The following is a 23329-nucleotide window of genomic DNA, read 5'->3' on the forward strand; positions in this document are numbered from 1 at the left end:
GGCCCCATGAGCACATCCCAGACGGTGACCAGCCAGCCATGGCTGATCCAGGGCGGAATGGGTGTAGGGGTGTCCGGATGGCGGCTCGCCCGGGCCGTCGCGCGCACCGGGCAGCTGGGTGTCGTCTCGGGTACCGCGCTGGACACCCTGGTGATCCGGGTGCTGCAGAGCGGGGACCCCGGCGGGCACGTCCGGCGGGCACTGGCCGCATTCCCCGTTCCGGAACTCGCCGAAGCCGTCCGGCAGCGGTATTTCGTCGAGGGAGGCATCGGGGACAACGAGCGGTTCCTCGCCACGCCCCGGATGAGGGCCGACGAAACATGCCCCGCTCGGCTGCTGACCGTCGTCAGTAACTTCTGCGAAGTGTGGCTCGCCAAAGAAGGCCATAGTGGGCCTGTCGGCGTCAACTACCTGGAGAAGGTCCAACTCGCCACCGTTCCGGCCATGTTCGGGGCAATCATGGCGGGCGTGGACTACGTCCTGGTCGGCGCGGGCATTCCCGCGCAGATTCCCGCTCTGGCCACCGGGCTGGCCCGGCGGCAACACGTCACCGCGCAGATATCCGTGGAAGGGGATGACCAGCCCTGGCAGCAGCACTTCGATCCGGCCTCGGTGCTGCGCGGGTCCGAGGTGGGCGAGCTGCGCCGTCCCGACGTGCTGGCCATTGTCTCGCTGCCGGCCCTGGCTTCGTATCTCAACCGCTCCGAGGAGATCCGGCCGGACGGATTCGTCGTCGAAGGCCACCGCGCCGGCGGCCACAGCGCCCCACCCCGTGGGCCGCTGAGCCTCGACACGAGCGGCGATCCCGTTTACGGCCCCCGCGACAACCCCGACTTCGCGAAGATGACAGCCCTGGGCCTGCCGTTCTGGATCGCCGGTGGCCAGTGCGGCCCCGAGTTGCTTGCGCAGGCACGGGCAGCAGGCGCAGCGGGAGTCCAGCTCGGCAGTATCTTCGCGCTCTGTGAGGAGTCGGGTCTCGATCCGCAGCTGCGGCGGGAGCTGATCGAGCGCCGGCTTCGCTCTGAGCTGACCGTGCGCAACGACCCGGCGGCCTCCCCGACGGCATTCCCCTTCAAGGTCGCCGATCTGCCCGGCACCCTCTCCGACCCCGCCGTGAGCGCCGCCCGCAGGCGGGTCTGTGACCTTGGATACCTTCGCACTCCGTACCGGACCGAGCGCGGTGCCATCGGCTACCGATGCCCGGCGGAACCCAGCCAGGCGTACGTCCGCAAGGGCGGATCCCTCGCACAGACAGAAGCCAAGCAATGCCTGTGCAACGGGCTGCTGGCCACCATCGGGCTCGGGCAGCGACGGCCCCGCTCCACTGTGGAACTCCCCATCGTCACCATCGGCCAGGACCTGGACTTCCTGCCGCGGATCTCCCCGGACGGAGTGCTGTACTCGGCAGCTTCGGTGGTGCGGTGGATGTCGACTGGCCTGGTGCCTGGCTGACGCGGTGCGGGAGGGGCGTCGGGAGGTTTGGCTCAGCCTGCCTCCCATCCTCCGGCGGCTCGGGGCAGGGGCCCGGGGGCCAGGAGCCCATTGCGGGGTATTGGAGAGGCAGTTGATGAAGCTGTAGGTGCAGTCACGGGTCCGTGTCCGTATGACCCGTCCCCCCTTGACGTGCGATGCCGGTAACGGCGTGGTGCGAAGCTCAGGGGAAAGCCCAAGGACTTCCGTTCCATCCGGGAGTTACCGGCAAGGGGAAGACCGGGCGGGTGAAGTACATGAACTCCCGATGATGCCTCGTGATCCCAAGCCCCGCCGATGGAATGCGTGAGCGGGGTGCATGCCTACGGCCGTCGTCTACGTGGGAGGGGGCAGTAGCGACTTCCGCCTTCGACTGCAAGAGTTTCCCCGGGGGCGATCTCCGTGAACCCCGCGTCCCGGACGACCGGCAGCCCGCTCGCGGTGAGCTCCCGCCACCTGTCGGCCGGAGGGGTACGTACGGACAACGGGAACCCGGCGTCCCGCCAGGCCGCGCGCTCCATCTCTGACAGTTCCCACCAGGCCAGTTGCGCCCCGTGCCCGGCCTGCGCCATCGCCTTGCCCGCCGACATGCCCAGGTCAGGGTTCAGCCACAGCACCGGGGCTGCCGGGTCGGCGGCGGGCGGCGGCTCTGGGTCGTCCAGGTCCGTCCCCGACACCTGGAGCTTCGCCAGCTCCTTGGGCCAGCCGTCCAGCGGCACGGGCGGGAAGACCCGCACCTCGACGGCGTTCGCGGCGTTCGTCGCCACCTCGGCCGCGTCCGCCGTTCCCGTTCCGCCTCCGCCTCCGCCTCCGGTGACGGTGATGCCGGGCAGCGCGGACGCCTTGCGCCACTCCGCGCCGCGTGCCCGCCGCACCACCTTGCGGATCCGGGCGTCCTGCCAGTCCCGTACGGCCTCGGCCCACTCGCCCTCACCCAGCGAGCGCTCGTCCGAGAGCATCACCAGCACCGCGCGCGCCGCGGCCTCCAGGGCGTCCGTACGGGCCGGGGGCTCGGTCTTCTCGATGTGGACGACGAGGGGCAGCACGTACTGCGGTGCCTCGTCGCGTGCCGTCGGCTCGTGCCGGAAGGGACTGTCGGGGGTGTCGTCGGTGCTCACTCGCCCCAGTCTGCCAGCCGGATCCCCTGCAGCCGGATTCCCCTTGCGTCTTGGCGGAGGGAGGCAGTCCGGGTGAGGATGCTCCCCATGAAGAGCGATCTTTTTGCCACAGAGAACATGGCGCAGCAGGCCACCGTCCCCGGGATGACCCTCCAGAACGCCAAGTCGGTCAAGTACGCCGTCAACGGCGAGATGCACGCGCGGCAGGGCTCGATGATCGCCTTCCGCGGCAATCTCCAGTTCGAGCGCAAGGGACAGGGCATCGGCGGCATGCTCAAGCGTGCCGTCACCGGTGAGGGCCTGGCCCTCATGGCGGTCACCGGACAGGGCGAGGCGTGGTTCGCGCACGAGGCGCAGAACTGTTTCATCGTCGACATCGACCAGGGCGACGCGCTCACCGTCAACGGCCGCAACGTGCTGTGTTTCGACGCGACCCTCTCGTACGAGATCAAGACGGTGAAGGGCGCCGGCATGACCGGCGGCGGGCTCTTCAACAGCCTCTTCACCGGATACGGCAAGCTCGCCGTGATCTGTGAGGGCAACCCCATCGTGATCCCCGTGACCCAGCAGCAGCCCGTGTACGTCGACACCGACGCGGTGGTCGGCTGGAGCGCCCAGCTCAACACGAGCCTGCACCGCTCGCAGTCCGTCGGGTCGATGGTGCGCGGCGGTTCCGGCGAGGCGGTCCAGCTGATGCTCCAGGGCGATGGCTTCGTGATCATCCGGCCCAGCGAGCTCACCGCGAAGCCGGCCGCCTGAGGCCTCGTAGGGGTGGGCCGCCGGTACGGCCTCGGCGGTCCGTGGGTACTGCGCGGGGTCGACCTCGGCCGCCGGCTGCCTCGGTCACCGCATCCGCATCCGCATCCGCATCCGCATCCGCATCCGCGGCCTCGGCCGGAGCGCGGCGCCGAGTCGGTCAAGGGCGTGGTGTACTGCCCGGTCTGCGAGTGGCAGGAGGCGCAGCGCACGGCCTGCTCCGGGTGAAATCCGGTGGACACCCCTCCGGTGCCCGACGATGATCCGCACGATGACAAATCACCCCGCAACCCCCCTTCGCTTCGTCGAGCTGCCCGCCGCGGCCATGACCGCTCTCCTGGGCAAGGACCTGGTGAAAGCCAGTGCGCTGGCCGGGGTCGAGCTGACCGACTACTTCCTGAACGACAGCGCGATGTGGCTGTGGCGTTACCGGCTCGGCCAGCTGTCCGACCACCCCGACGGCGCACCGTGGATCCTGCGGACCCTCGCCTGCGAGCCGGCCGGCGCCGTCGTCGGGCACGCCGGGTTCCACGGCCCGCCCGACGAGGTGGGCATGGTCGAGGTCGGCTACGCCGTGCTGCCGGAGTTCCGCCGCCGGGGACACGCCCGCGCCATGCTCGTGGAACTGCTGCGCAGGGCGGCGGCCGACCCCGGCGCCACCACCGTGCGGGCCTCGATCAGCCCCGGGAACGTGGCCTCGGAGGCCACCATCGCCGGCTTCGGCTTCCAGGAGGTCGGAGAGCTGTGGGACGAGGAGGACGGTATGGAGACGCTGTACGAGCGCCCCGCCCGCCCCTGAGGGGTCACACGCGTTTCATGGGGTCACGTGCGTTTCATGAGGTCGGAGACCTTGACGAAGCGATAGCCGCGCTCGCGCAGCTCCGGCACGATGCGCCTGACGGCCGCGTCCGTGACCGGCGCTGCGCTGCGCGTGCAGTGCATGACCACCAGCGATCCTGGCCGCACACCGGCCAGCACCTGCTCGGCGACGGCGTCCGCGTCCCGCGCGAACGCGTCGCCGCTGACGACGTCCCACTGGACCGCCGTCACCTTCGCCGGGCCCAGTGCGCGCAGCGCGCGGTCGTCGTAACAGCCGCCGGGGAACCGGAAGTACGGCACGATGTGCCGCGCGCCGGCCTTGCGGAAGGCGGCGAAGGCGCGCTCCACGTCGGCGCGCATCCGCTGCCTGGAGACCGTCGGGAGTCCGTAGCAGGGGGACGCGAAGGCGTAGTGGCTGTACGAGTGGTTGGCGATCTCGAAGAGCGGGTCCCGGCCGATGGAGCGGGCCTGCCGCGGATACTCCTCGGCCCACCGGCCCGTCATGAAGACCGTCGAAGGAACCTTGAGCCTGCGCAGCGAGGAGATCAGGGCGGGATTGTCGAACCGCTCACCGCCCGCCGCACGCGGTCCCTGACCGGCGGTCATGTCGGCGTCGAAGGTGAGAGCCACGGTCTTCGCCGCCTTCGCCCCGGTGGCGCGGCCGCGCTTGAAGACGGGGGTGAGCCCACGGGGACCGGGCGCGAGGGTCGGCGGCGCGGGCAGCCCGGGACGGGCCTCGCGGGGGAAGGAAGGGGCGGGGACGGGAGCGGCCCCGGAGCTGTCGGTGTTGTTGCTGCTGCTGCCACAGCCCGCGAGCAGCGCGCCCAGGGCAGCCGCAGTCACCAGTCTTCGCGCAGAAATGATCACTGACGGAAACTAACCGATTAGTCGGACAATCTCCGTCTACGGCGCTCCGGCGGTAACTCGGCGCACGGATCAGTCTCGGATCGATACAGCGAACTGTCAGTCCGTCTTTGGCGGCACGCTCCGTGAACGTGGCGGCCTGCCGAACCGCGCTATCACGCGAGTTGGTCATTCAAGGCCTTCTGGCTGTTGCCGGCGACCACTGTGCCGAGAGTGATACGACGATACCCTGCGCCCCGTCTCCCCTCTTGGCGACGGCTTCCAAGCCGACATAATCCATTCGCTAGCCGACGCCTCCCGCCCGAGGTGTTCGAGTTCGGGTAGGAGGCCGGTTCCGGCGTACTGCCAGTGGGAGATGACCAGCGTCGTGTCCGAGTCCACGCGTTGACCGGCGCTGTTGCGGTGACCGGGACGGTGACCGGCGGCCGGGTCAGTGGATTGCTGGGCCTGGTCACCGATCGGACTGCCGCCTGTCTGACCGGCCTGCGTCTCCGCCGACGCCGACGCCGGGGCGGGGGTCTGGGTGTCGGGTCGGCTGGTTCGCCAGGCGGTGCGTTCGGCTCGGAGGTGGGCGAGGGTGGTGGAGTAGTGGCGGGTGCGGGTGGAGAAGTGGCCGCGGAAGCCGAGCATGTGGGCCCATTGGCGCAGGCGGAGGTGGGCGTGCTGGGGTTGGGTGGCGAGGTGCCCCTGTAGCCGGGGCGTGATCCAGGGCTGCGAGGGCGGCAACCGGGCAGATCGCCGGGCTGACCTGAATTGGGCTCCTGGCAGAGCAAGTTGTCGCCTGCGACCGTCCTACGGCCGGATCGCAGGCAAGGGCCGACCAGGGGGCCGACCCTCAACGTGCGCCGCGCAGACTCACCGAGGGCGGTGGCCGGCCCCGCCTCCAGCCGGGAGCGATGCTTCCGGCGGCCCGCTGTCGGCGGACCCCTCCCCACCCGGCGCCTCCGCGCTGCCGCACTGGCGGGGGCACCAGCACCGCCCCGACGCCCGAGGACCGCCCTCCCCGGCGAACGGGCCGTCGGGGGAAGTACCAGACAGGACACACGCGGGGACAACGACCAAGTTCCTGGCAATCGTCGGGCGGCTGCCCGCAAGCCAGCGGGGGTGAACCTCTGCCGATCCAGCTGTCCGAAGCCGCGGGACCGTCCTACACTGCTGACGTGACCGCTGCATACGACTACGAGGACATGCATCACCTGGTGGACCGGCTCACCCCGACCCAGGTGCGACGCCTGCGCCTGCTCGTCACCCAGGATGAGGAATTGTCCCAGGTTGCCCAGTCGCTGCCGGCAGTCGACGCGAACGAGGCCGAGGAGTCGGTCCCGGCCGGGCTGCTGGCCCTGATCGGCAGCGTGAACGGCCCAGAGGATCTGGCTGAACGGCACGACGACTACATCCGCGAGCGGATGCGCGAGCGCTTCGGCGACTCGGCGTGATCGCCACGGTCCTGGACACCGGACCCCTGGCTGCGGCGTTCAACGCGGCCGACCGGCGTCACCCGGAGTGCGCCTCCCTACTGACCTCGCTGACCGGCCGCCGTCTGCTGCCCAGCCCGGTCATGACCGAGGTCTGCTGGCTGCTGGAGCGCTGGCCCCAGGTCGAAGCGGCGTTCCTCGCCGAGGTCGCACGGGGAACATTCGAGCTGGTGCACCTCACTCCCACCGACCTGACGCGCATGGGTGAGCTGGTCCTCCAGTACGCCGACTTCCCGCTCGGCGGGGTCGACGCCTCGGTCATCGCGGTGGCCGAGCGCTTCGGCGTGGACCGGGTAGCCACCCTCGACCGGCGGCACTTCAGCGTCGTCAAGCCCGCCCACGTCCCCGCGCTGACACTCCTGCCATAGCCCGACCAGTGGTCTGTACCTCTGACGGCAGCGCTGACGGAGCGGTGGGTATGCCCCAGGTGTCAGGCCATCTCCAGCAGCCGCGCGCGGCTCTCCGGGACGTCGAAGTCCGCCTTCGGGTACTGCGGATCCAGCGCTTCCAGGTGTTCGAGCAGCAGCTTGCTGATCGCCCAGTTGCGGTACCACTTGCGGTCGGACGGGACCAGAACCCAGGGGGCGGCCGGGGTCGAGCAGCGTTCCAGGGCCAGTTCGTAGGCCTCCTGGTAGGCCGGCCACAGGGCGCGCTCCTCGATGTCGCCCGGGTTGAACTTCCAGTGCTTCTGCGGGTTGTCGAGACGTTCGAGCAGCCGCCTGCGCTGCTGTTCGTAACTGATGTGCAGGAAGACCTTGACCACGGTCACGCCGTCGTCGGCGAGGGACTTCTCGAAGCGGTTGATCTGGCCGTAGCGGCGGCCGAGTTGGCTGCGGGTCGCCAGTTCGCGGACCCGGGCGATCAGGACGTCCTCGTAGTGCGAGCGGTCGAAGATGCCGATCTCGCCCGGCTGCGGCAGCCCCTGCGTGATCCGCCAGAGGGAGGGGTGGTTCCGCTCCTCCGCCGTCGGTGCCTTGAAGGCCTTGATCCGGCAGCCGGACGGGTTGAAGAGGCCGATGACGTGCTTGACCGTGCCGCCCTTGCCGCTGGTGTCCATGCCCTGGAGTACGAGCAGCAGGCGCGCCGGCCGTCGCCCGCGGTGCTGGCCGCGTACAGGCGCTCCTGGAGACTCGCGAGGCGTTCGCCCATCAGGGTGGTCGCGGCCAGGCCCGCGGCCTTGTCGGGCGGGCCGCCGGGGGTGGCCTTGGCGTCGTACGCGGAGAGGTCCACGTGTTCGCCCCCGGGGATGTGCAGGAGGTCGGTGAGCGCGGTCGGCGACGGGCTCTGCCGTGTCCGCTCCGGTGCCTTCTTCGGCGGTACCGGCCGGTCTCGCTGCTTGGGCTTCTTCTTGGCCACTGCGCCCCTCTACGGACCTCCGCGGTCCTCTGCCGGCCTTGTGCGGTCCCCTCGATCCTGCGACGGGACCGCACAATCCGCGAGTGCGGACGGACGGCGGAACGGGTTCGCTCAGTGGTTCCAGGGGCCCGTCACGGCGAACGTGGTCCCGGGCGTGTAGCAGTTCACGTACATCGTCTCGCAGTCCGGCGAGAAGGTGACCCCGGCGAACTCACCCCACTCCGGAACCTCCGGCGTGCCGATGTTCTGCCGGCCGCGCGCCATGGCGTACACCTCGCCGCGCTTCGTCAGCCCGTACACATGCTGCGTGCCGCTGCCGTCCTCGCACACCATCAGGCCGCCGCGGGGCGCCAGGCAGATGTTGTCGGGGGACTCACCGGGCAGCTGGATGTCCGTGCTCGGGCCGAAGACCACGACCAGTGTCAGGCGCCGCTGGTGCGGCTCGTACTTCCACACCTGGCCGAAGTGGGTGGCCGCCGAGCCCTCCGCGCTCTTCGCGAAGCTGGAGACGAAGTAGACGGCCTTGTCGCCCCAGTAGCAGCCCTCCAGCTTCTGGGCGTGCGTGATGCCCTTCTTGCCGAAGTCCTGCAGCCGGATCGGCGTCTCCTTCGCCAGCGGGTCGGGTACGTCCACCCACTCGACCCCGGCGAACGTCGCGCCGGTCTCCTGGATCGCGGACAGGTCGGGTACGCCGGGAACGCGCATCGCCTGCAGTTCGCCGCCCGCGCGCAGTGAGCCCCTGCCCCCCTGCGGCTTCTTCGGCAGGAAGCGGTAGAAGAGGCCGAAGGGCTTCAGGAACGCGTCCTCGGTCTCGTAGACGACCCCGCTCCTGGGGTCGACCGCGATGGCCTCGTGCTGGAAGCGGCCCATCGCGGTGAGCGGGACGGCGCCGGTGCGGTGCGGGTCCACGGGGTCGACCTCGAAGATGAAACCGTGGTCCTTGGTGTAGCCGTTGGTGCCGGCCTTGTCCTCGTTCTCCTCGCAGGTGAGCCAGGTGCCCCAAGGGGTCGGCCCGCCCGCGCAGTTGACGGCGGTGCCGGCGATGGCGACGCGTTCACCGAGGACGTTGTTGCGGCCGTCCAGGGCGATAGCCGTACAGCCGCCCTTGGCCCCCGGGTCGTACGTCAGGCCTTCGACCGTCGGGACGCCGATCGCGGCGTTGGGCCGGTTCTCATGGTTGCGGACGAGATTGACGCGGCCCCGATGGCCTCTGAACGCGGCCATGCCGTCGTGGTTGCTGGGCACTCTGCCCTCGCCCGAACGGAGCGGTTCGCCCTCCCGGGAGAGGACCTTGTAGCGGAAGCCCTTGGGTAGATCGAGCAGTCCGGCGGGGTCGGGCACGAGCGGTCCGTAACCACTGCGGCCGAGCCCCTGCGCTGCTGCGGTGCCCGCGAAGATCTCCGATACGGACCCGGCGAACGCGATACCGACGCCCAGGGCGCCGGTGCGGGCCAGGACCTGTCGCCGTGAGGCGGACGGGACCGACGGGGTGGTTGAGGCGGGTGTGGTGGGCGGTCCGGATGCTCCGGACGGTGTGGATGATGCTGCGGATGCGGACGATGTGGGCATGAGGTAACTCCCTGTTGGCGGACAGGAATGTGACCCGCACGTGTGTACCACGCAATGAGTGGTACGTGAACCATGCGGGCCACAATGCCTTCTTCGGCGCGCCGTGGTGCGTGGTGCCGTGCGTCAGCCGATGCCGGGCGTCAGGCGAGCGACGCGGTCAGCGTGATCGTCGTACCCGTGAGCGCCTGGCTCACCGGGCAGTTCGCCTTGGCGTCCTCGGCGGCCTTCACGAAGTCCGCCTCGTCCATGCCGGGGATCTCGCCCTGCACGGTGATGTGGATGCCGGTGATGCCTTCGCCGGGCTGGAAGGTCACATCGGCCTGCGTGTTGAGCCTGGTCGGCGGGGTGCCGGCCTTGGCGAGCCCGCCGGACAGCGCCATGGAGAAGCAGCTGGAGTGGGCGGCGGCGATCAGCTCCTCGGGGCTGGTCTTGCCGTTCGCCTTCTCGGCGCGCGCCGGCCAGGAGACCGGGTAGTCGCCGATGCCGGACGAATCGAAGGTCACGGTGCCCGTGCCCTTCAGCAGGTCGCCCTCCCAGACGGTGTGTGCCTGACGCGTGGTGGCCATGTGGAACCCTTCTCGCGGTAAGTTGGAGCGGAACTGCCCCAAACCTACTGGGTGACCAGGCCCTTCGCGTCGCGGGCCAGAGCGGTCAGCCGGGAGATCGCCCGGAAGTACTTCTTCCGGTACCCGCCGTTCAGCATCTCGTCACTGAACAGCCGGTCGAAGGGCAGCCCGGACGCCAGCACCGGGACCTCCCGGTCGTACAGCCGGTCGGCGAGTACGACCAGGCGCAGCGCCGTCGACTGGTCGGCTACCGGCCGCACATCGGTGAGGCAGACGGCCCGCACGCCGTCCGTGAGCGCCCCGTACCGGCTCGGGTGGATCTTGGCGAGATGGTCGAGCAGATGCGGGAAGTCGTCGAGGCTGGCTCCCTCGGTGGCGTACGCCGCCTTGGTGACCTGCTCCTCGGAGTACGGCGCGGGGGCCGCAGGCAGCCCCCGGTGCCGGTAGTCCTCGCCGTCGATCCGCAGGGGGCGGAAGTGGGCCGACAGGCCCTGGATCTCCCGCAGGAAGTCGACGGAGGCGAACCGGCCCTCGCCGAGCTTGCCCGGCAGCGTGTTGGAGGTGGCGGCGAGGGCGACGCCCGCCTCGACCAGCCTGCGCAGCAGCGAGGACACCAGGACCGTGTCGCCCGGGTCATCGAGCTCGAACTCGTCGATGCACAGCAGTCGGTGACCGCTGAGCGTCTGCACGGTCTGCTGGAAGCCGAGCGCGCCGACCAGGTTCGTCAGCTCGACGAAAGTGCCGAAGGCCTTCTGCTCGCGGGCCGCGGGCGTGGCGTGCCAGAGGGAGGCCAGGAGGTGCGTCTTGCCGACCCCGTAGCCGCCGTCCAGGTAGACGCCGCGCGGCCCGGCCGGGGTGGCGGGGTTCTTCGCGAACCAGCGCCGCTTGCCCCCACCGACCGCGGACGCCCCGCCGAGACCCGCCGCGAAGGCGCCGAGCACCTGGACGGCCTCGGTCTGGCTGGGCTGATTCGGGTCGGGCACGTACGTCGAGAAGCGCACCGAGTCGAAGCGCGGCGGCGGCACCATCTCGGCGACCAGCCGGTCGGCGTGGACGTGCGGCGCGCGTGCGCACAGGGACTGGGGGGCCGCTTCGGCTATGGGGCTCTGCCCCTGAGCGGCGATGGAGGATGACACAACAGTCCACTCTAGGGCCGTGGCACACTGCACGACATGCGACGCCTGTTCCCTGTGACCGATGAGACAGTCTCCGCCCCGGTCCCTGTCACGGCTCCTGCCTCGGCTCCTGCCCCGGTTTCCGCCGCTGACCGCGAGTGGAGCCTCGACGAACTGGCCGACGCCTACGCGTATCCGAAGGCGGTCGGCGCACGGGGGGCCTGGCTGCGGGCCAACATGGTCTCCTCGCTCGACGGCGCGGCCCACCACGAGGGCCGCTCGCAGCCGATCTCCTCCAGCACGGACATGCGGATCTTCGGCACCCTGCGGGGCCTCGCCGATGTGGTGATCGTCGGTGCGGAAACGGTACGGCTGGAGGGCTACCGACCCGCACGCGCGCGTGCGGCCTTCGCGGCCCGCAGGGCGGCGGCCGGACAGGGCCCCGCGCCCGCCGTCGCCGTGGTCAGCGCGAGCCTCGACCTGGACTTCTCCCTGCCGCTCTTCACCTCCCCGCTCGTCCCGACCCTGCTGCTCACCGGAGCCACCGCGCCCCCGGACAGGGTCCGCGCGGCCCGTGAGGCCGGGGTCGAGATCGTCGTCGCCGGGGACGAGGCTGCGGTGGAGCCTTCGCTGGCGGTGGCGGCGCTGGCGGAGCGTGGGCTCACCCGGTTGCTGACCGAGGGCGGGCCGAGGCTGCTCGCGCAGTTCATCACCGGCGGCGTACTCGACGAGCTGTGCCTGACCGTCTCGCCCACCCTCGTCGCGGGCCGCGCGCAGCGGATCGCGGACGGGCCGGGGGTGGCGGTTCCGGAGTGGTTCACGCTGGCGTCGCTACTGGAGGAGGCCGGGTTCCTTTTCACCCAGTACCGTCGGAATTGACAACCGGCAGCGGAATTTACCGTTCCGGTTTGCTCACGTTGGGCACACTTGCTCTCGCAGACCCCGTGCGGACACGGGGAAGGATGGTTTCCGCAGGACCGGCCGCGCTACCCAAGTGCACCGGCCCTCGAAGAAGAGAAGGGCGCCCGTCGTGTTCACGAGCGTATTGATGATCGAGAAGCCCCTGACTCCCGTAGACGTGGAATTCGTCACCACCCTGCACGGAGACGAGACCGTCTCCTTCGTCGTGCTGATGCAGCCCCGCGGAGACCAGGCGGACCGGTTGCTGCGCAGCATCGACGACGTTGCGCTGGGTGAGCTCGACGAGGTGGCCCGGGAGGGCGACGAGCCCGAGGGCGAGGACGCGCGGGTGCCCGCGGAACGCGCCCTGGCGGAGTCCTTGGCGTCCTTGCGGGCGTCGGGCAGCGAGGCGGTGGGCCAGGTCGTTGAGGACCACCCGCTGGAACTGCTCAAGTCCGTGGTGACCGAGACGGGCGCCGACGAGGTGATCGTGCTGACCGCACCCCATTACGTCGAGGAGTTCTTCCACCGCGACTGGGCGTCCCGCGCGCGCCACAAGGTCGGTGTACCGGTGCTCAAGCTCTTCTCCCACAACGAATAGGCTGGGGCACCGCTCACACGCCGCACCTTGGGAGACACACGTATGGCACCCGGCCTGCCCACTTCGATGGACCGACCGCACTTCATCGGCATCGGCGGCGCCGGAATGTCGGGCATCGCGAAGATCCTCGCCCAGCGTGGCGCCGAGGTCGCGGGCAGCGACGCGCGGGAATCCACCGCCGTCGCTGCCCTGCGCGACCTCGGCGTCACGGTGCACATCGGCCACGCCGCGGCGCACCTGGCCACCGACGCGACCTGCGTCGTCGTCTCCAGCGCGATCCGCGCCGACAACCCGGAGCTGGTCCGCGCCGCCGAGCTGGACATCCCCGTGGTGCACCGCGCGGACGCGCTGGCCTCGCTGATGGACGGCCTGCGGGCGATTGCCGTCGCGGGCACGCACGGCAAGACGACCACGACCTCGATGCTCGCGGTCGCCCTGACCGAGCTGGGCAGCGACCCGTCGTACGCCATCGGCGGCGACCTCGCCGGGCCCGGCACCAACGCGCGCCACGGCGGCGGCGAGATCTTCGTCGCCGAGGCGGACGAAAGCGACCGCAGCTTCCACAAGTACGACCCCGAGGTCGCGATCGTCCTCAACGCCGAGCTCGACCACCACGCGAACTACGCGTCGATGGACGAGATCTACGACTCCTTCGAGACCTTCGTCGGCAAGGTCGTCCCCGGCGGCACACTCGTCATCTCCGCGGACCAGGCAGGCGCCGTCGAACTGACGTCGCGGCTGCGTGATCTCTCCACCCTGAAGGTCGTCACCTACGGCGAGGCGCCCTCGGCCGACGTCCGCGTCCACAAGGTCACCCCGCGCGGCCTGGCGAGTGAGGTGACCGTCGTACTCGGCGGCAAGTTCCTCACCTTCACGGTGTCGGTCCCCGGCAGCCACTACGCCCACAACGCGGTCGCCGCACTGGCCGCGGGCGTGGCTCTGGGCATCCCGGCGCACAACCTGGCGTCGGCCCTCGGCAAGTACACGGGCGTCAAGCGCCGCCTCCAGCTCAAGGGCGAGGAGGGCGGCGTACAGGTCATCGACTCGTACGCGCACCACCCGACCGAGATGACCGCGGACCTGGCAGCCATGCGCGGCGCGGCAGGCGCGGGCGACTCGCCCTCCGGCCGCATCCTCGTCGTTTTCCAGCCCCATCTCTTCTCCCGCACCCAGGAGCTGGCCACCGAGATGGGCCAGGCACTGGCGCTCGCCGACGCCTCGGTGGTCCTCGACATCTACCCGGCCCGCGAGGACCCGATCCCGGGCGTCACCAGCGCCCTGATCGTCGACGCGGCCCGCACGGCCGGCGCCGATGTGACCGCCGTCTCCGACAAGGAAGCCGTCCCGGATGTGATCGCGGGAATGGCCAAGCCGGGCGATCTCGTTCTCACGATGGGAGCGGGCGACGTCACGGACCTCGGTCCGGCCATCCTGGCCCGCCTGTCGGCCGGTCCGTCGGCCGGTCCGTCGAGCTGAAGTCGAACTGAAAGGGGACGCATCACATGTCGTACGACGTAGAGAAGCCCGACGAGCAGTGGCGCGCGGAGCTGACCCCCGCCGAGTACACCGTGCTGCGCAAGGCCGGCACCGAGCCCGCCTTCGTCGGTGAGTACACGGACACCAAGACCACCGGTGCCTACGACTGCCGGGCGTGCGGCGCCGAGCTGTTCCGCTCCGACACGAAGTTCGAGTCGCACTGCGGCTGGCCGTCCTTCTACGACCCGAAGGACACGGACGCGGTCGAACTGATCGAGGACCGCACCATGGGCATGGCCCGCACCGAGGTCCGCTGCGCGAAGTGCGGCTCGCACCTGGGCCACGTCTTCGAGGGCGAGGGCTACGCGACGCCGACCGACCAGCGGTACTGCATCAACTCGATCTCGCTGCGGCTGACGCCCGACGAGGGCTGACCGGCTGAACGAGAGCGTCCCGCACCGGAGTTGATCCGGTGCGGGCGCGATCGCGAGCAGGGTCAGATCTGGGCGGCGTACACGACGAAGCCGGTCCACGCGGTGGGGGAGAGCGTGAGCTGCGGGCCCTGCTCGACCTTGGAGTCCCGGACGGTCAGGGGGTGGAGGGTCGGCCTTGGTGTCGCTCATGGGTATGCCGTGCCTCCAGGGTGATGGCGGTGAGCCCCAGCCCGGCCTCGACCAGCCAGCGCCCGGAGAGCAGACCGACCCGGCCGCCGTTCACCCGTAGGCCCTCGGGCACCAGGAGGCGGGCCGTGAATGTTCCGTCGAGGGCCAGGTCGATGTCCGCCTGCTCGAAGTCGAGCCAGCTGCGGTTCAGTGGGAACCACACCTTGTACACGGACTCCTTGGCGCTGAACAGCAGCCGGTCCCAGTGGATTTCGGGCCGCTGCGCCTCCCGCTCGGCCAGCATCCCGCGCTCCTGGGGCAGGGACACCACGTCCAGTACGCCGTCCGGCAGCGGCTGGTGCGGTTCGGCGTCGATGCCGAGAGCGAGCACGTCACCGGCGGTGGCGAGCACCGCGCCGCGGTATCCGGTGCAGTGGGTCATACTGCCGACCGTGCCGGCGGGCCATAGCGGTTCGCCCCGCTCGCCCGGCAGCACCGGCGCGGCCGGCAGGCCCAGTTGGGCCATGGCGATCCTGGCGCAGTGCCGCGCGGTGTGGAAAGAACGCCGGCGCTCGTCCACGGCGCGGGCGACCACCGCCTCCTCCTGCGGGAACGGCGACACGGGGTCCGTGTCGTCGAACCGGTCGGCGCAGGCGACCGAGGCGGGCACGATCTTCTCGATCACCGCTGCTCCCAGTCCGGAAAGATCTCACGCAGAGTGCCGCGGACCAGACCCCGGGCGCGCCACTCGCGAGGATATCCGATGGAGACTTCTTCGAACCTGACGCCGTCGTACCAGGTGGTCCGCGGGATATGCAGATGACCGTAGACAACGGCCGCCGTGGAAAATCTGCGGTGCCAGTCGCCGGTCAGCTCCGTGCCGCACCACTGGGCGAACTCCGGATAATGCAGCACATGAGTGGGTTCCGGCACCAGGGGATAGTGATTCACCAGGATAAGAGGCACCCCGGGGTCGACTTCGGCCAGGCGCTTTTCGGTGTACGTGACTCGGGCCCGGCACCATTCGTCCATGCTGGAATAAGGTGTCGGATCGAGCATGTATTCATCGGTGCAGACAATTCCGGCATCATTTGCCCGAGCCAGTGATTCCTCTTTGGTCAGCGTCGGATCCGTACGGAAACTGTAGTCGTAGTGCACAAAGAGCGGAGCGATGGTCAAGGGCCCTTCCGGGCCTTCCCAGACGGGATACGGATCCTCCGGAGTCACCACGCCCAGGCTCCGCAGGAGCTCCACGAGATAGCGGTACCGCGGCTCTCCGCGCAGCTGGACGGGGTCCTTCGGGACCGTCCACAATTCGTGATTGCCCGGCGCCCAGACCACCTTGGCGAAACGGTCGGCGAGGAGCCCGAGCGTCTGCTCGATGTCTGTGCTGATCTCGCCGACGTCACCTGCGACAAGCAGCCAGTCGTCATCGGACTGTGGATGTATGCCCGCTACGATGTCCCGGTTGGCGGATATCCCGGCATGGAGGTCGCTGACGGCGAGGAGCTTCCCCGAGCGCTTGCCGTGCGATTCTCCTTCCGTATCCCGTGAGGAATTGTATTCCGGCAAGGTGCTTTCATCCTTCGAGTCGTTGTCACACACCTCGGCCCGGGTGGGCGCAGAAGAAGTGGAAAGACAAGCAAGGTATGCGACGCACCGCCCCCAGTGGTACCCCTATTGTCTCCCGACAGGGGCCCCGGAGCCTCAGAGGTTGAGCGAGGCGAGTACGGCCAGCACCCGCCTGTTGTCGTCGCACGAGGGCGCGAGACCGAGCTTCGCGAAGATGCTGTTGGTGTGCTTGCCGACCGACTTCTCCGAGATGTAGAGCTGCCTGGCGATCGCCGCGTTGGTCCGCCCCTCCGCCATCAGCCCAAGCACCTCGCGCTCCCGCGCCGTCAGCGACTGCATCGGCTCCCGCGCCGAGCTCTTGGCCAGCAGCTGGGAGACCACCGAGGTGTCCATCGCCGTACCGCCTGCCGCCACCCGCCGTACGGAGTCGACGAATTCGCTCACCTCGAAGACACGGTCCTTGAGCAGATAGCCGATGCCCCCACGGTGGTCGGAGAGCAACTCCCGTGCGTACAGGTGCTCCACGTGCTGGGACAGCACCAGCACCGGCAGCCCCGGGACCTCCAGGCGGGCCTTGCTGACCGCCTGGAGCCCCTCGTCGGTGAAGGTCGGCGGCAGCCGTACGTCGACGACCGCGACGTCGGGCCGGTGGTGGAGCAGCGCCCGCAGCAGGTCGGGGCCGTTGTCCACGGCCTCCACGACCTCGAAGTCGTTGATCGTCAGCAGTTGGGTAATGCCCTCCCGGAGGAGAGCCAGATCTTCGGCAATCACAACACGCATGGCAACTCCATCGTCACGGCGGTGGGTCCGCCCACCGGGCTGTTGAGTTCGAGCGTTCCGTCGAAGGTCGCGAGCCGGCGCTGCAACCCGTGCAGCCCCCCGGCGGCCTGGAACACCGCACCGCCCTTCCCGCTGTCGCCGACCGTCATGCTCAGTTTCCCGTTGGTGTGGCGCAGCCGTACCCACGCCGAGGTGGCGCCGCTGTGCTTCACCACATTCGTGAGGGCCTCGGCAACGGCGAAGTACCCCGCGGACTCCACGGGGGCCTGTGGCCGTCCTGGCAGGACGATGTCGACCTCCACCGGGATCGGAAGGTCCAGGGCCAGCGCCCGGATGGCGCCGTCGAGGCCCCGCTCCGCGAGCACCGGCGGATGGATGCCGCGGACCAGGTCCCGCAGCTCGACCAGGGCCTGGCCGCTGGCCTTCCGCGCGTCCGTCAGCAGCCGGTAGGCGGTTTCGGGGTCCTTCCTGAACACCTGGTCCGCGAGACCGAGCTTCAGACCGACTGCCACCAGTCTGGCCTGGGCGCCGTCATGCAGATCCCGCTCGATCCGGCGCAGCTCGGCGGCCTGCGCGTCCACGGCCTCCGAGCGGGTCTCGGTCAGCTGCGCTATGCGGAGGGACAGCCGGGTCTTCTCGGTCGGTGCCAGCAGCTTGTACGTGAACCGGGAGTGCAGCCGCAGCAGCCGCGTCCCCGACCAGAAACCGAAGAACAGGAACACCAGGCCCTGGAAGAAGGCGAGCACCGCGGTGTACGGGCTGTGGACCGGCCAGGTCAGCGCGTACCCATAGGTGTCGTCCATCCAGGGCCAGAACAGGGGAGTCGCCACCACCCCGTGAATGCCGTAGACGATCATCCATCCCGGCAGCAGACCGGCCACCAGGCCGAAGGGTATGTTGATCGTCATCCACAGCAGATCGCGCCAGGTCGCCGGGTCGGCGAGCAGCGATCTTGAACGCCGCAGACTGCTGGGCAGATCAAGCGGCTCGAAATTCTCGTCCTTGTGCGGGCGGTAGGGCGTGGCAATGGCGATCGAGCACCACTCACCCGCGAAGCGCCGGTGCAGATCGGCCAGATTCCGGACGGCGACACTGATGATCGGCAGCGTGAAGATCCCGACGCCCAGCGGGAGCAGCGGCAGGGACACGACCGACAGGATGACGAGCGGGTAGCAGCCCAGCTGCGAGGTTATCGAGAGGGCCAGGCCGCGCCTGGCGGCCACCAGGCCGGTGCTCAGCCAGGGAAGGAACTCCGCGCGCAGCCAGGGGCGCACTTCCCGGCGACGGTCGTGGACCGTACGTATCGCGCCCAACCAGTGAGTAGCCCTCACGTACAAGTCCCGCTCTCCAGGGCCCCGGTGGGTGCTCTCGGCAGAACACCGAACGCGGCAATCGTACGGGTGGCCGGGGGACCGGTTCAAACCCCCGGCCTTGGGTGATGAAGGGGCGGGCCCTGCGGACAGCGTAGTCGCGGCGGGCGCCGCCCGGCACCGATAACGGCATCGATCCACCCCTGAGCGCGCCCTCGCCCCACGCCTCGCCCTACCCCTCGTTCCACCGCTCGTTCCTGTGGGGAACGGCGAGGCCGAATCAAAACGTCACATTGTACTGTTGGGGCCCCGCCCGGTCCTGGAGGAACAGACATGGCCCGCCTGACCTCGCTCAACGTGATCTCGGCGCAGGAGCATCTTCGTGACCAGGTGGCGCACGCGTTGCGGGCCGCGTTGATCGCCGGGGAGCTCCGGCCGGGGATGATCTACTCCGCTCCGGCGCTCGCCGCGGAGTTCGGCGTATCCGCGACGCCTGTCCGCGAGGCCATGCTCGACCTGGTCCGGGAGGGGCTCGTCGAGGCGGTACGCAACAAGGGCTTCCGGATCACCGAGCTGACCGAGCAGGACCTCGACGACTTCACCGAACTCCGCGCGATGATCGAAGTACCCACCGTCGGCCGGATCGCGCGGCTGGCCAGGACCGAGCAGCTGGAAGTGTTGCGCCCGATCGCGCTGGAGATCGTTGAAGCCGCGCGCAATCACGACATCCTGGGCTATCTGGAGGCCGACCGCCGGTTCCACCTCGGCCTGCTCGCGCTGGCCGGCAACCGCCGGCTGGTCGAAGAGGTGGGGAACCTGCGCAAGCGCTCCCGACTCTTCGGCCTGAACCGGCTCGCCGAAACGGGCCAGCTGACGGCCTCGGCCGAGGAACACATCGAGCTGCTGGACCTGCTGGTCGCCGGGGACGCCGAGGGCGCCGAGGCGTGCATGCTCGCCCATATGTCACATGTCCGCTCGCTGTGGGCCGACGGACAGCAGCGCCCCGGCGGGTGCTGAGCTTCGGCCGGTCCCTGGGCGCACGGCGTAGCGCGCGGCCCAGATCGCCGGGTCCGGGGGGCGGTGCCGCGCCGGGGCGTCTCCTCGGATGCCGAACGTTCGGGTACTGCTGCGTGAGGTTCGCGGTGGTTGCGTTCGACACCCTGCGGGGAGCGCCCCGCCACGTCCCCACCTGGCACCGCAAGTAGTGCCCCCGGGCCTCATTTCACCCCGGCCGACGGACGGCGCCGCGCCACAGTCCGGCCGACGAATGTGCGTGCTGCGTCTTCCGGAGCCATGTGACATGTGCCATTGTACTGCCGCGAGAGGCGGTCGTGCTCATGCCACAGCGTGGCGCCGACGGCCGCACCAGAGGCCGGCCGGAATCCGCTCCGCGACTCTCCCCAGTGCGGACGGATCACCGCCCCGCTCTCACTCCCGCGAGATCCCCCACGGCCGCGCGCCGCGCGGCCTCCACCCCGCTGGGAGGCGGCACGTGAAGAACCGAACCGTTCGACAGAGACTCACCGGCTTAGCCACGCTCGTTCTGGCGGCCTGCCTGGGCACCGGAATGCTCGCCGCACCGAGCCGCGCCGCCGAGCTGCGCCCCAGTGCGCCCGTGACGGCGCCCGCGGCCAAGATCCTCGACGCCGAGAAGCCGGGCGGCCCCGCCGCGCAGGCGCTCACCGCACCCGCCGGGGACGCCGGCCACGCGGACCGCAAGTCACTGAAGCCGACGGACCGCCCGCCGCTGAGCGCCTCCAAGGACGCGCTCAAGAGGGACTACGACGACCCCGGCGCCGCCGACCCGAGCCACCCGGCACCTTCGATGAAGGCCCCCGGAGCCGCCGCGGCCGAGTGCCGGGTCGAGGACTTCACCGGCCGCACCGGCAGCGCCCTGGTCGAGCAGGTCAAGTCGTCGACCACCGACTGCGTCAACACCCTGTTCGGCATCAAGGGCAACAACGCGTACCTCGCCTTCCGCGAAGCCCAGATGGTCAGCATCGCCAACGCCCTGCGCGACGGCTCGGCCGCCTACCCCGGGAACAGCAGCACCGGCATGCCGCACCTGGTCCTGTTCCTGCGGGCCGGCTACTTCGTTCAGTACTACAACCCCGACGTGGTGGGCAGTTACGGGCCCACTCTGCGCACCGCCATCCAGGGCGGACTCGACGCCTTCTTCGCCTCCTCGCACTCCTCCGACGTCACCGATGCCAACGGCGAGACCCTGGCCGAGGCCGTCACGCTGATCGACAGTGCCGAGCAGAACGCCCGCTACCTCTACGTGGTCAAGCGGCTGCTCGCCGGGTACAACGCCTCGTACAACAGCTCCTGGTACATGCTCAATGCCGTCAACAACGTGTACACCGTGACCTTCCGCGGGCACCAACTGCCCGAGTTCGTAAGGGCCGTGGAGGCCGACCCCAGCCTGATCGACTCGCTCCACGCCTTTGCCTCGGGCCACTTGGACCTGCTGGGCACGGCCCAGTCGTATCTGACCTCCAACGCGGGCCGCGAACTGGCCCGTTTCCTCCAGGAGACGTCACTGCGCGCCAAGGCCAGTCCGTTGGCGGCAGCGCTGCTCAAGCAGAGCTCCATGACCGGCCGTACCGCCCCTCTGTGGGTCGGCGTCGCCGAGATGGCCGACTACTTCGACCGGGCCAACTGCGCCTACTACGACATCTGCGGTCTGGCCGACCGGCTCAAGCGCGCCGTGCTGCCGGTCAGCCACACGTGCAGCCCCAGCATTCGCATCCTGGCCCAGCAGATGTCCGCCGCCGAACTCGCCGCCAGCTGCACCAGCCTGCGCGACCAGGACGCGTACTTCCACGACGTGGCCCGGGACAACGGCCCGGTGGCTGGGGACAACAACACCACCATCGAGGTGGTCGCGTTCGACTCCAGTGCCAACTACCAGACGTACGCTGGGGCGATCTACGGGATCGACACCAACAACGGTGGCATGTACCTGGAGGGCGACCCCGCCGCCGCGGGCAACCAGCCGCGGTTCATCGCCTACGAGGCCGAGTGGGTCAGGCCCGCGTTCCAGGTCTGGAACCTCAACCACGAGTACACGCACTACCTCGACGGCCGGTTCAACATGTCCGGTGACTTCGCCGCCGGCGTCAGCACCCCGACCATCTGGTGGGTCGAGGGCTTCGCCGAGTACATCTCCTACTCGTACCGCCAGGTCGTGTACGAGGCCGCCATCGCCCAGGCCGGTAAGCACACCCACGCCCTGCGGACCCTCTTCGACACGACCTACGAGAACGCCGACCAGACCAGGGTCTACAACTGGGGCTATCTCGCAGTCCGTTACCTGCTCCAGTCGCACCGCGCGGACGTCGACACCGTGCTCGGCCACTACCGCACCGGCAACTGGGCAGCGGCCCGCACCCACTTGACGTCCACCATCGGCAGTCGCTACGACGCCGGTTTCAACACCTGGCTGGCGGCGTGCGCGGCGGGCGACTGCGGTTCCACCGGCACACCGCCCGCCCTGCCCGAGTGCACCGGCAGTGACGCCAGGCTGCTCGACAAGGACTGCGGACGCAGCGCACTGAGGGCCACCACGGGCAACTACGCCTACCTGTACCTCTACATACCGGCAGGCACCACCCAGCTGAAGATCACCACGACCGGCGGCACGGGCAATGCCGACCTCTACTACAGCGCCACCGGCTGGGCGACCACCACGAGCCACACCAGCAGGTCGACCGGCGCGGGGAACAGTCACACCCTGACCGTCAACAACCCCAGGGCCGGGGCGCGTTACGTCAGTCTGCACGCGGCCCAGGGCTTCGCGGGCGCGACCGTCTCCACGCGGTACTGACGCGGCAGTGACCCCGTCCGTGTGGGTGGTGCGCTCCGGGTGAGCGCCCCACCCACACGGCAGACCGAGGGGAACAACTCCTAGGCAGAGCGGCCCAGTTCCTTGCGGAACAGGTCGAGGACGTTGCCGCCGATGATCCTGCGTACGTCGTCCTCGGGCAGGCCCCGCCGGATCAGCGCCCCGGTGACCAGGGGCAGCCCGCGCGGGCCCTCGATGCCGGGCAGGGACCAGGGGAACCCATAGTCCTTCTCGCAGCACGGCGGGGTGGTGTCGCCGATGACTTCCTCGATGAAGTCCGGTCCCAGGCCTACGTGTTCGACGCCGGCGACCTCGGTGATGTGCAGGATGTGGTCGGCCAGCCGGTCCACCGTGCAGTCGGCCGGGTCCGCGGCGAGGAACTCCGGGAGGAAGTTCACGCACACCGTGCCGCCGGTCGCGGCGACCCCGCGGAGCTGGGCGTCGGTCAGATTGCGGTGGTGGTCGCGCAGGGCGCGCGCCGAGGAGTGCGTGGCGATGACGGGACGGGTGGCCAGCTCCAGGACGTGCCCGACCCCGGCGGCGCCGAGGTGGGACACGTCGAAGAGGATGCCCAGGCGCTCCATCTCGGCGAGTGCCTCGACCCCGGCACCGGTGAGACGGCTGCCGGTGACGTCCTCCCCGCTGCCGTCGGCCAGCGGCGTACGGCCCCAGTGGGCGATGGACGCGACCCGCACGCCGAGCCGGTGCAGGGTGGCGAAGAGCTCCACGTTGGCGTCGACACCCGGCGCGCTCTCCAGGGCGAGGACGAGGGCGATCTTCCCCGCGGCCAGCGCGGCGTCGATATCGGACCCGTCGAGGCACAGCGCTACCTCGTCGGCGTTGCCCTCGGCCAGCGTGTGCGCGCACTCGATCATGCGCAGGGTCTCGCGCAGCGCGCCCTCGGGCCGGTACTGGTCGTCGATGAAGACCGGCAGCACCTGGAGGTTCACCCCGCCGCCGCGCAGCTGTGGCAGCCACTGCTCCCGGAAGAATCCCGCCCACTTCCGGGGCTCCCGGGCGGTGACCGCCATCAGCAGGTCGTTGTGGGTATCGGCTACGACGGCGCGGTCGTGAAGTTCGTAGGACACGTGGGCGGATGCTACGGGCAGCGAACGGTCCTGTACATCGCACTC

Annotated in this window: 23 protein-coding genes and 1 pseudogene; 11 read left to right on the plus strand and 13 right to left on the minus strand. The window is 69.8% G+C overall.

Annotated elements, in window-relative coordinates; translation table 11 throughout:
- The first annotated feature begins 6 nt into the window (after window positions 1-6).
- Window positions 7-1452: a nitronate monooxygenase gene (locus tag ABCR94_RS18770; protein WP_347120526.1), complete on the plus strand. Its 1446-nt coding sequence runs from the start codon at window positions 7-9 to the stop codon at window positions 1450-1452.
- A gap of 341 nt (window positions 1453-1793) precedes the next feature.
- Here ABCR94_RS18770 and ABCR94_RS18775 read toward each other — a convergent pair whose 3' ends face one another.
- Window positions 1794-2588, minus strand: coding sequence for a peptidyl-tRNA hydrolase (locus ABCR94_RS18775; protein ID WP_347120528.1), 795 nt, complete (start codon window positions 2586-2588; stop codon window positions 1794-1796).
- An 87-nt stretch (window positions 2589-2675) separates the two neighbouring features.
- Between ABCR94_RS18775 and ABCR94_RS18780 the strand changes: the two genes are divergently transcribed.
- Together ABCR94_RS18780 and ABCR94_RS18785 are read left to right on the plus strand one after the other, a co-directional pair.
- A complete protein-coding gene (locus ABCR94_RS18780; RefSeq protein WP_347120529.1) occupies window positions 2676-3347 on the plus strand; it encodes an AIM24 family protein in 672 nt (223 codons plus the stop codon).
- 268 nt (window positions 3348-3615) lie between these two features.
- The gene (locus tag ABCR94_RS18785) at window positions 3616-4143 is read left to right on the plus strand and encodes a GNAT family N-acetyltransferase (protein ID WP_347120531.1); all 528 of its coding nucleotides are present in this window, start codon (window positions 3616-3618) and stop codon (window positions 4141-4143) included.
- A gap of 23 nt (window positions 4144-4166) precedes the next feature.
- Here the strand turns inward: ABCR94_RS18785 and ABCR94_RS18790 are convergent, their stop codons facing one another.
- Together ABCR94_RS18790 and ABCR94_RS18795 are read right to left on the minus strand one after the other, a co-directional pair.
- Complete coding sequence (locus ABCR94_RS18790) at window positions 4167-5006, minus strand: polysaccharide deacetylase family protein (protein WP_347120532.1); 840 nt, start codon at window positions 5004-5006, stop codon at window positions 4167-4169.
- A 189-nt stretch (window positions 5007-5195) separates the two neighbouring features.
- Window positions 5196-5753 (minus strand): replication initiator, encoded by a 558-nt coding sequence (locus ABCR94_RS18795; protein WP_521977269.1) that lies wholly within the window; start codon window positions 5751-5753, stop codon window positions 5196-5198.
- Between the two features lie 434 nt (window positions 5754-6187).
- On the opposite strand from ABCR94_RS18795, the gene ABCR94_RS18800 reads away from it, so the two are divergent.
- Together ABCR94_RS18800 and ABCR94_RS18805 are read left to right on the plus strand one after the other, a co-directional pair.
- Entirely contained in the window at window positions 6188-6463 is a 276-nt protein-coding gene (locus tag ABCR94_RS18800; RefSeq protein ID WP_334476569.1) for a hypothetical protein, read from the plus strand.
- Window positions 6460-6870, plus strand: a complete 411-nt coding sequence (locus ABCR94_RS18805; protein ID WP_189897941.1) for a type II toxin-antitoxin system VapC family toxin — start codon at window positions 6460-6462, stop codon at window positions 6868-6870. The genes ABCR94_RS18800 and ABCR94_RS18805 overlap by 4 nt, the downstream gene beginning before the upstream one ends.
- Before the next feature lie 62 nt (window positions 6871-6932).
- Here ABCR94_RS18805 and ABCR94_RS18810 read toward each other — a convergent pair.
- From ABCR94_RS18810 to zapE, 4 genes and pseudogenes are all read right to left on the minus strand, one after another.
- Window positions 6933-7756 (minus strand): annotated as a pseudogene (locus ABCR94_RS18810) (PPK2 family polyphosphate kinase).
- 213 nt (window positions 7757-7969) lie between these two features.
- Window positions 7970-9427: an alkaline phosphatase PhoX gene (locus tag ABCR94_RS18815; protein ID WP_347120534.1), complete on the minus strand. Its 1458-nt coding sequence runs from the start codon at window positions 9425-9427 to the stop codon at window positions 7970-7972.
- A gap of 140 nt (window positions 9428-9567) precedes the next feature.
- The gene (locus tag ABCR94_RS18820) at window positions 9568-9993 is read right to left on the minus strand and encodes an OsmC family protein (RefSeq protein WP_347120536.1); all 426 of its coding nucleotides are present in this window, start codon (window positions 9991-9993) and stop codon (window positions 9568-9570) included.
- 44 nt (window positions 9994-10037) lie between these two features.
- Window positions 10038-11129 (minus strand): cell division protein ZapE, encoded by a 1092-nt coding sequence (gene zapE / locus ABCR94_RS18825; protein WP_347120538.1) that lies wholly within the window; start codon window positions 11127-11129, stop codon window positions 10038-10040.
- Window positions 11130-11165: 36 nt separating this feature from the next.
- Here zapE and ABCR94_RS18830 point away from each other — a divergent pair, with 36 nt between their 5' ends.
- From ABCR94_RS18830 to msrB, 4 genes are all read left to right on the plus strand, one after another.
- The gene (locus tag ABCR94_RS18830) at window positions 11166-11987 is read left to right on the plus strand and encodes a pyrimidine reductase family protein (protein ID WP_347120539.1); all 822 of its coding nucleotides are present in this window, start codon (window positions 11166-11168) and stop codon (window positions 11985-11987) included.
- 151 nt (window positions 11988-12138) lie between these two features.
- Window positions 12139-12609, plus strand: coding sequence for an indole-3-glycerol phosphate synthase (locus ABCR94_RS18835; RefSeq protein WP_347120541.1), 471 nt, complete (start codon window positions 12139-12141; stop codon window positions 12607-12609).
- A 42-nt stretch (window positions 12610-12651) separates the two neighbouring features.
- Window positions 12652-14085, plus strand: a complete 1434-nt coding sequence (gene murC / locus ABCR94_RS18840) for a UDP-N-acetylmuramate--L-alanine ligase (protein WP_347120542.1) — start codon at window positions 12652-12654, stop codon at window positions 14083-14085.
- A gap of 26 nt (window positions 14086-14111) precedes the next feature.
- The gene (msrB, locus tag ABCR94_RS18845) at window positions 14112-14519 is read left to right on the plus strand and encodes a peptide-methionine (R)-S-oxide reductase MsrB (protein WP_347120543.1); all 408 of its coding nucleotides are present in this window, start codon (window positions 14112-14114) and stop codon (window positions 14517-14519) included.
- A 62-nt stretch (window positions 14520-14581) separates the two neighbouring features.
- Here msrB and ABCR94_RS18850 read toward each other — a convergent pair whose 3' ends face one another.
- The 5 genes from ABCR94_RS18850 to ABCR94_RS18870 form a co-directional block, all read right to left on the minus strand.
- Window positions 14582-14677: a DUF397 domain-containing protein gene (locus tag ABCR94_RS18850; protein WP_521977325.1), complete on the minus strand. Its 96-nt coding sequence runs from the start codon at window positions 14675-14677 to the stop codon at window positions 14582-14584.
- Window positions 14674-15372: a 4'-phosphopantetheinyl transferase family protein gene (locus ABCR94_RS18855; RefSeq protein ID WP_347120544.1), complete on the minus strand. Its 699-nt coding sequence runs from the start codon at window positions 15370-15372 to the stop codon at window positions 14674-14676. The genes ABCR94_RS18850 and ABCR94_RS18855 overlap by 4 nt, the downstream gene beginning before the upstream one ends.
- Window positions 15369-16259: a metallophosphoesterase family protein gene (locus ABCR94_RS18860; protein ID WP_347120750.1), complete on the minus strand. Its 891-nt coding sequence runs from the start codon at window positions 16257-16259 to the stop codon at window positions 15369-15371. The genes ABCR94_RS18855 and ABCR94_RS18860 overlap by 4 nt, the downstream gene beginning before the upstream one ends.
- Before the next feature lie 135 nt (window positions 16260-16394).
- The gene (locus ABCR94_RS18865) at window positions 16395-17039 is read right to left on the minus strand and encodes a LuxR C-terminal-related transcriptional regulator (RefSeq protein WP_347120546.1); all 645 of its coding nucleotides are present in this window, start codon (window positions 17037-17039) and stop codon (window positions 16395-16397) included.
- A complete protein-coding gene (locus ABCR94_RS18870; RefSeq protein ID WP_347120547.1) occupies window positions 17027-18370 on the minus strand; it encodes a sensor histidine kinase in 1344 nt (447 codons plus the stop codon). The genes ABCR94_RS18865 and ABCR94_RS18870 overlap by 13 nt, the downstream gene beginning before the upstream one ends.
- 312 nt (window positions 18371-18682) lie before the next feature.
- On the opposite strand from ABCR94_RS18870, the gene ABCR94_RS18875 reads away from it, so the two are divergent.
- Window positions 18683-19366, plus strand: a complete 684-nt coding sequence (locus tag ABCR94_RS18875; protein ID WP_347120549.1) for a GntR family transcriptional regulator — start codon at window positions 18683-18685, stop codon at window positions 19364-19366.
- A 475-nt stretch (window positions 19367-19841) separates the two neighbouring features.
- Window positions 19842-22178 (plus strand): M9 family metallopeptidase, encoded by a 2337-nt coding sequence (locus ABCR94_RS18880; RefSeq protein WP_347120551.1) that lies wholly within the window; start codon window positions 19842-19844, stop codon window positions 22176-22178.
- An 80-nt stretch (window positions 22179-22258) separates the two neighbouring features.
- On the opposite strand, the gene ABCR94_RS18885 is transcribed toward ABCR94_RS18880, so the two are convergent.
- Window positions 22259-23284 carry a dipeptidase gene (locus ABCR94_RS18885; RefSeq protein ID WP_347120553.1) on the minus strand — a complete coding sequence of 342 codons (1026 nt, stop codon included), beginning with the start codon at window positions 23282-23284 and terminating at the stop codon, window positions 22259-22261.
- Window positions 23285-23329 lie beyond the last annotated feature (45 nt).

This window comes from Streptomyces changchenzhani (genome assembly GCF_039766235.1).
In the GTDB taxonomy this organism is placed as follows: Bacteria; Actinomycetota; Actinomycetes; order Streptomycetales; family Streptomycetaceae; genus Streptomyces.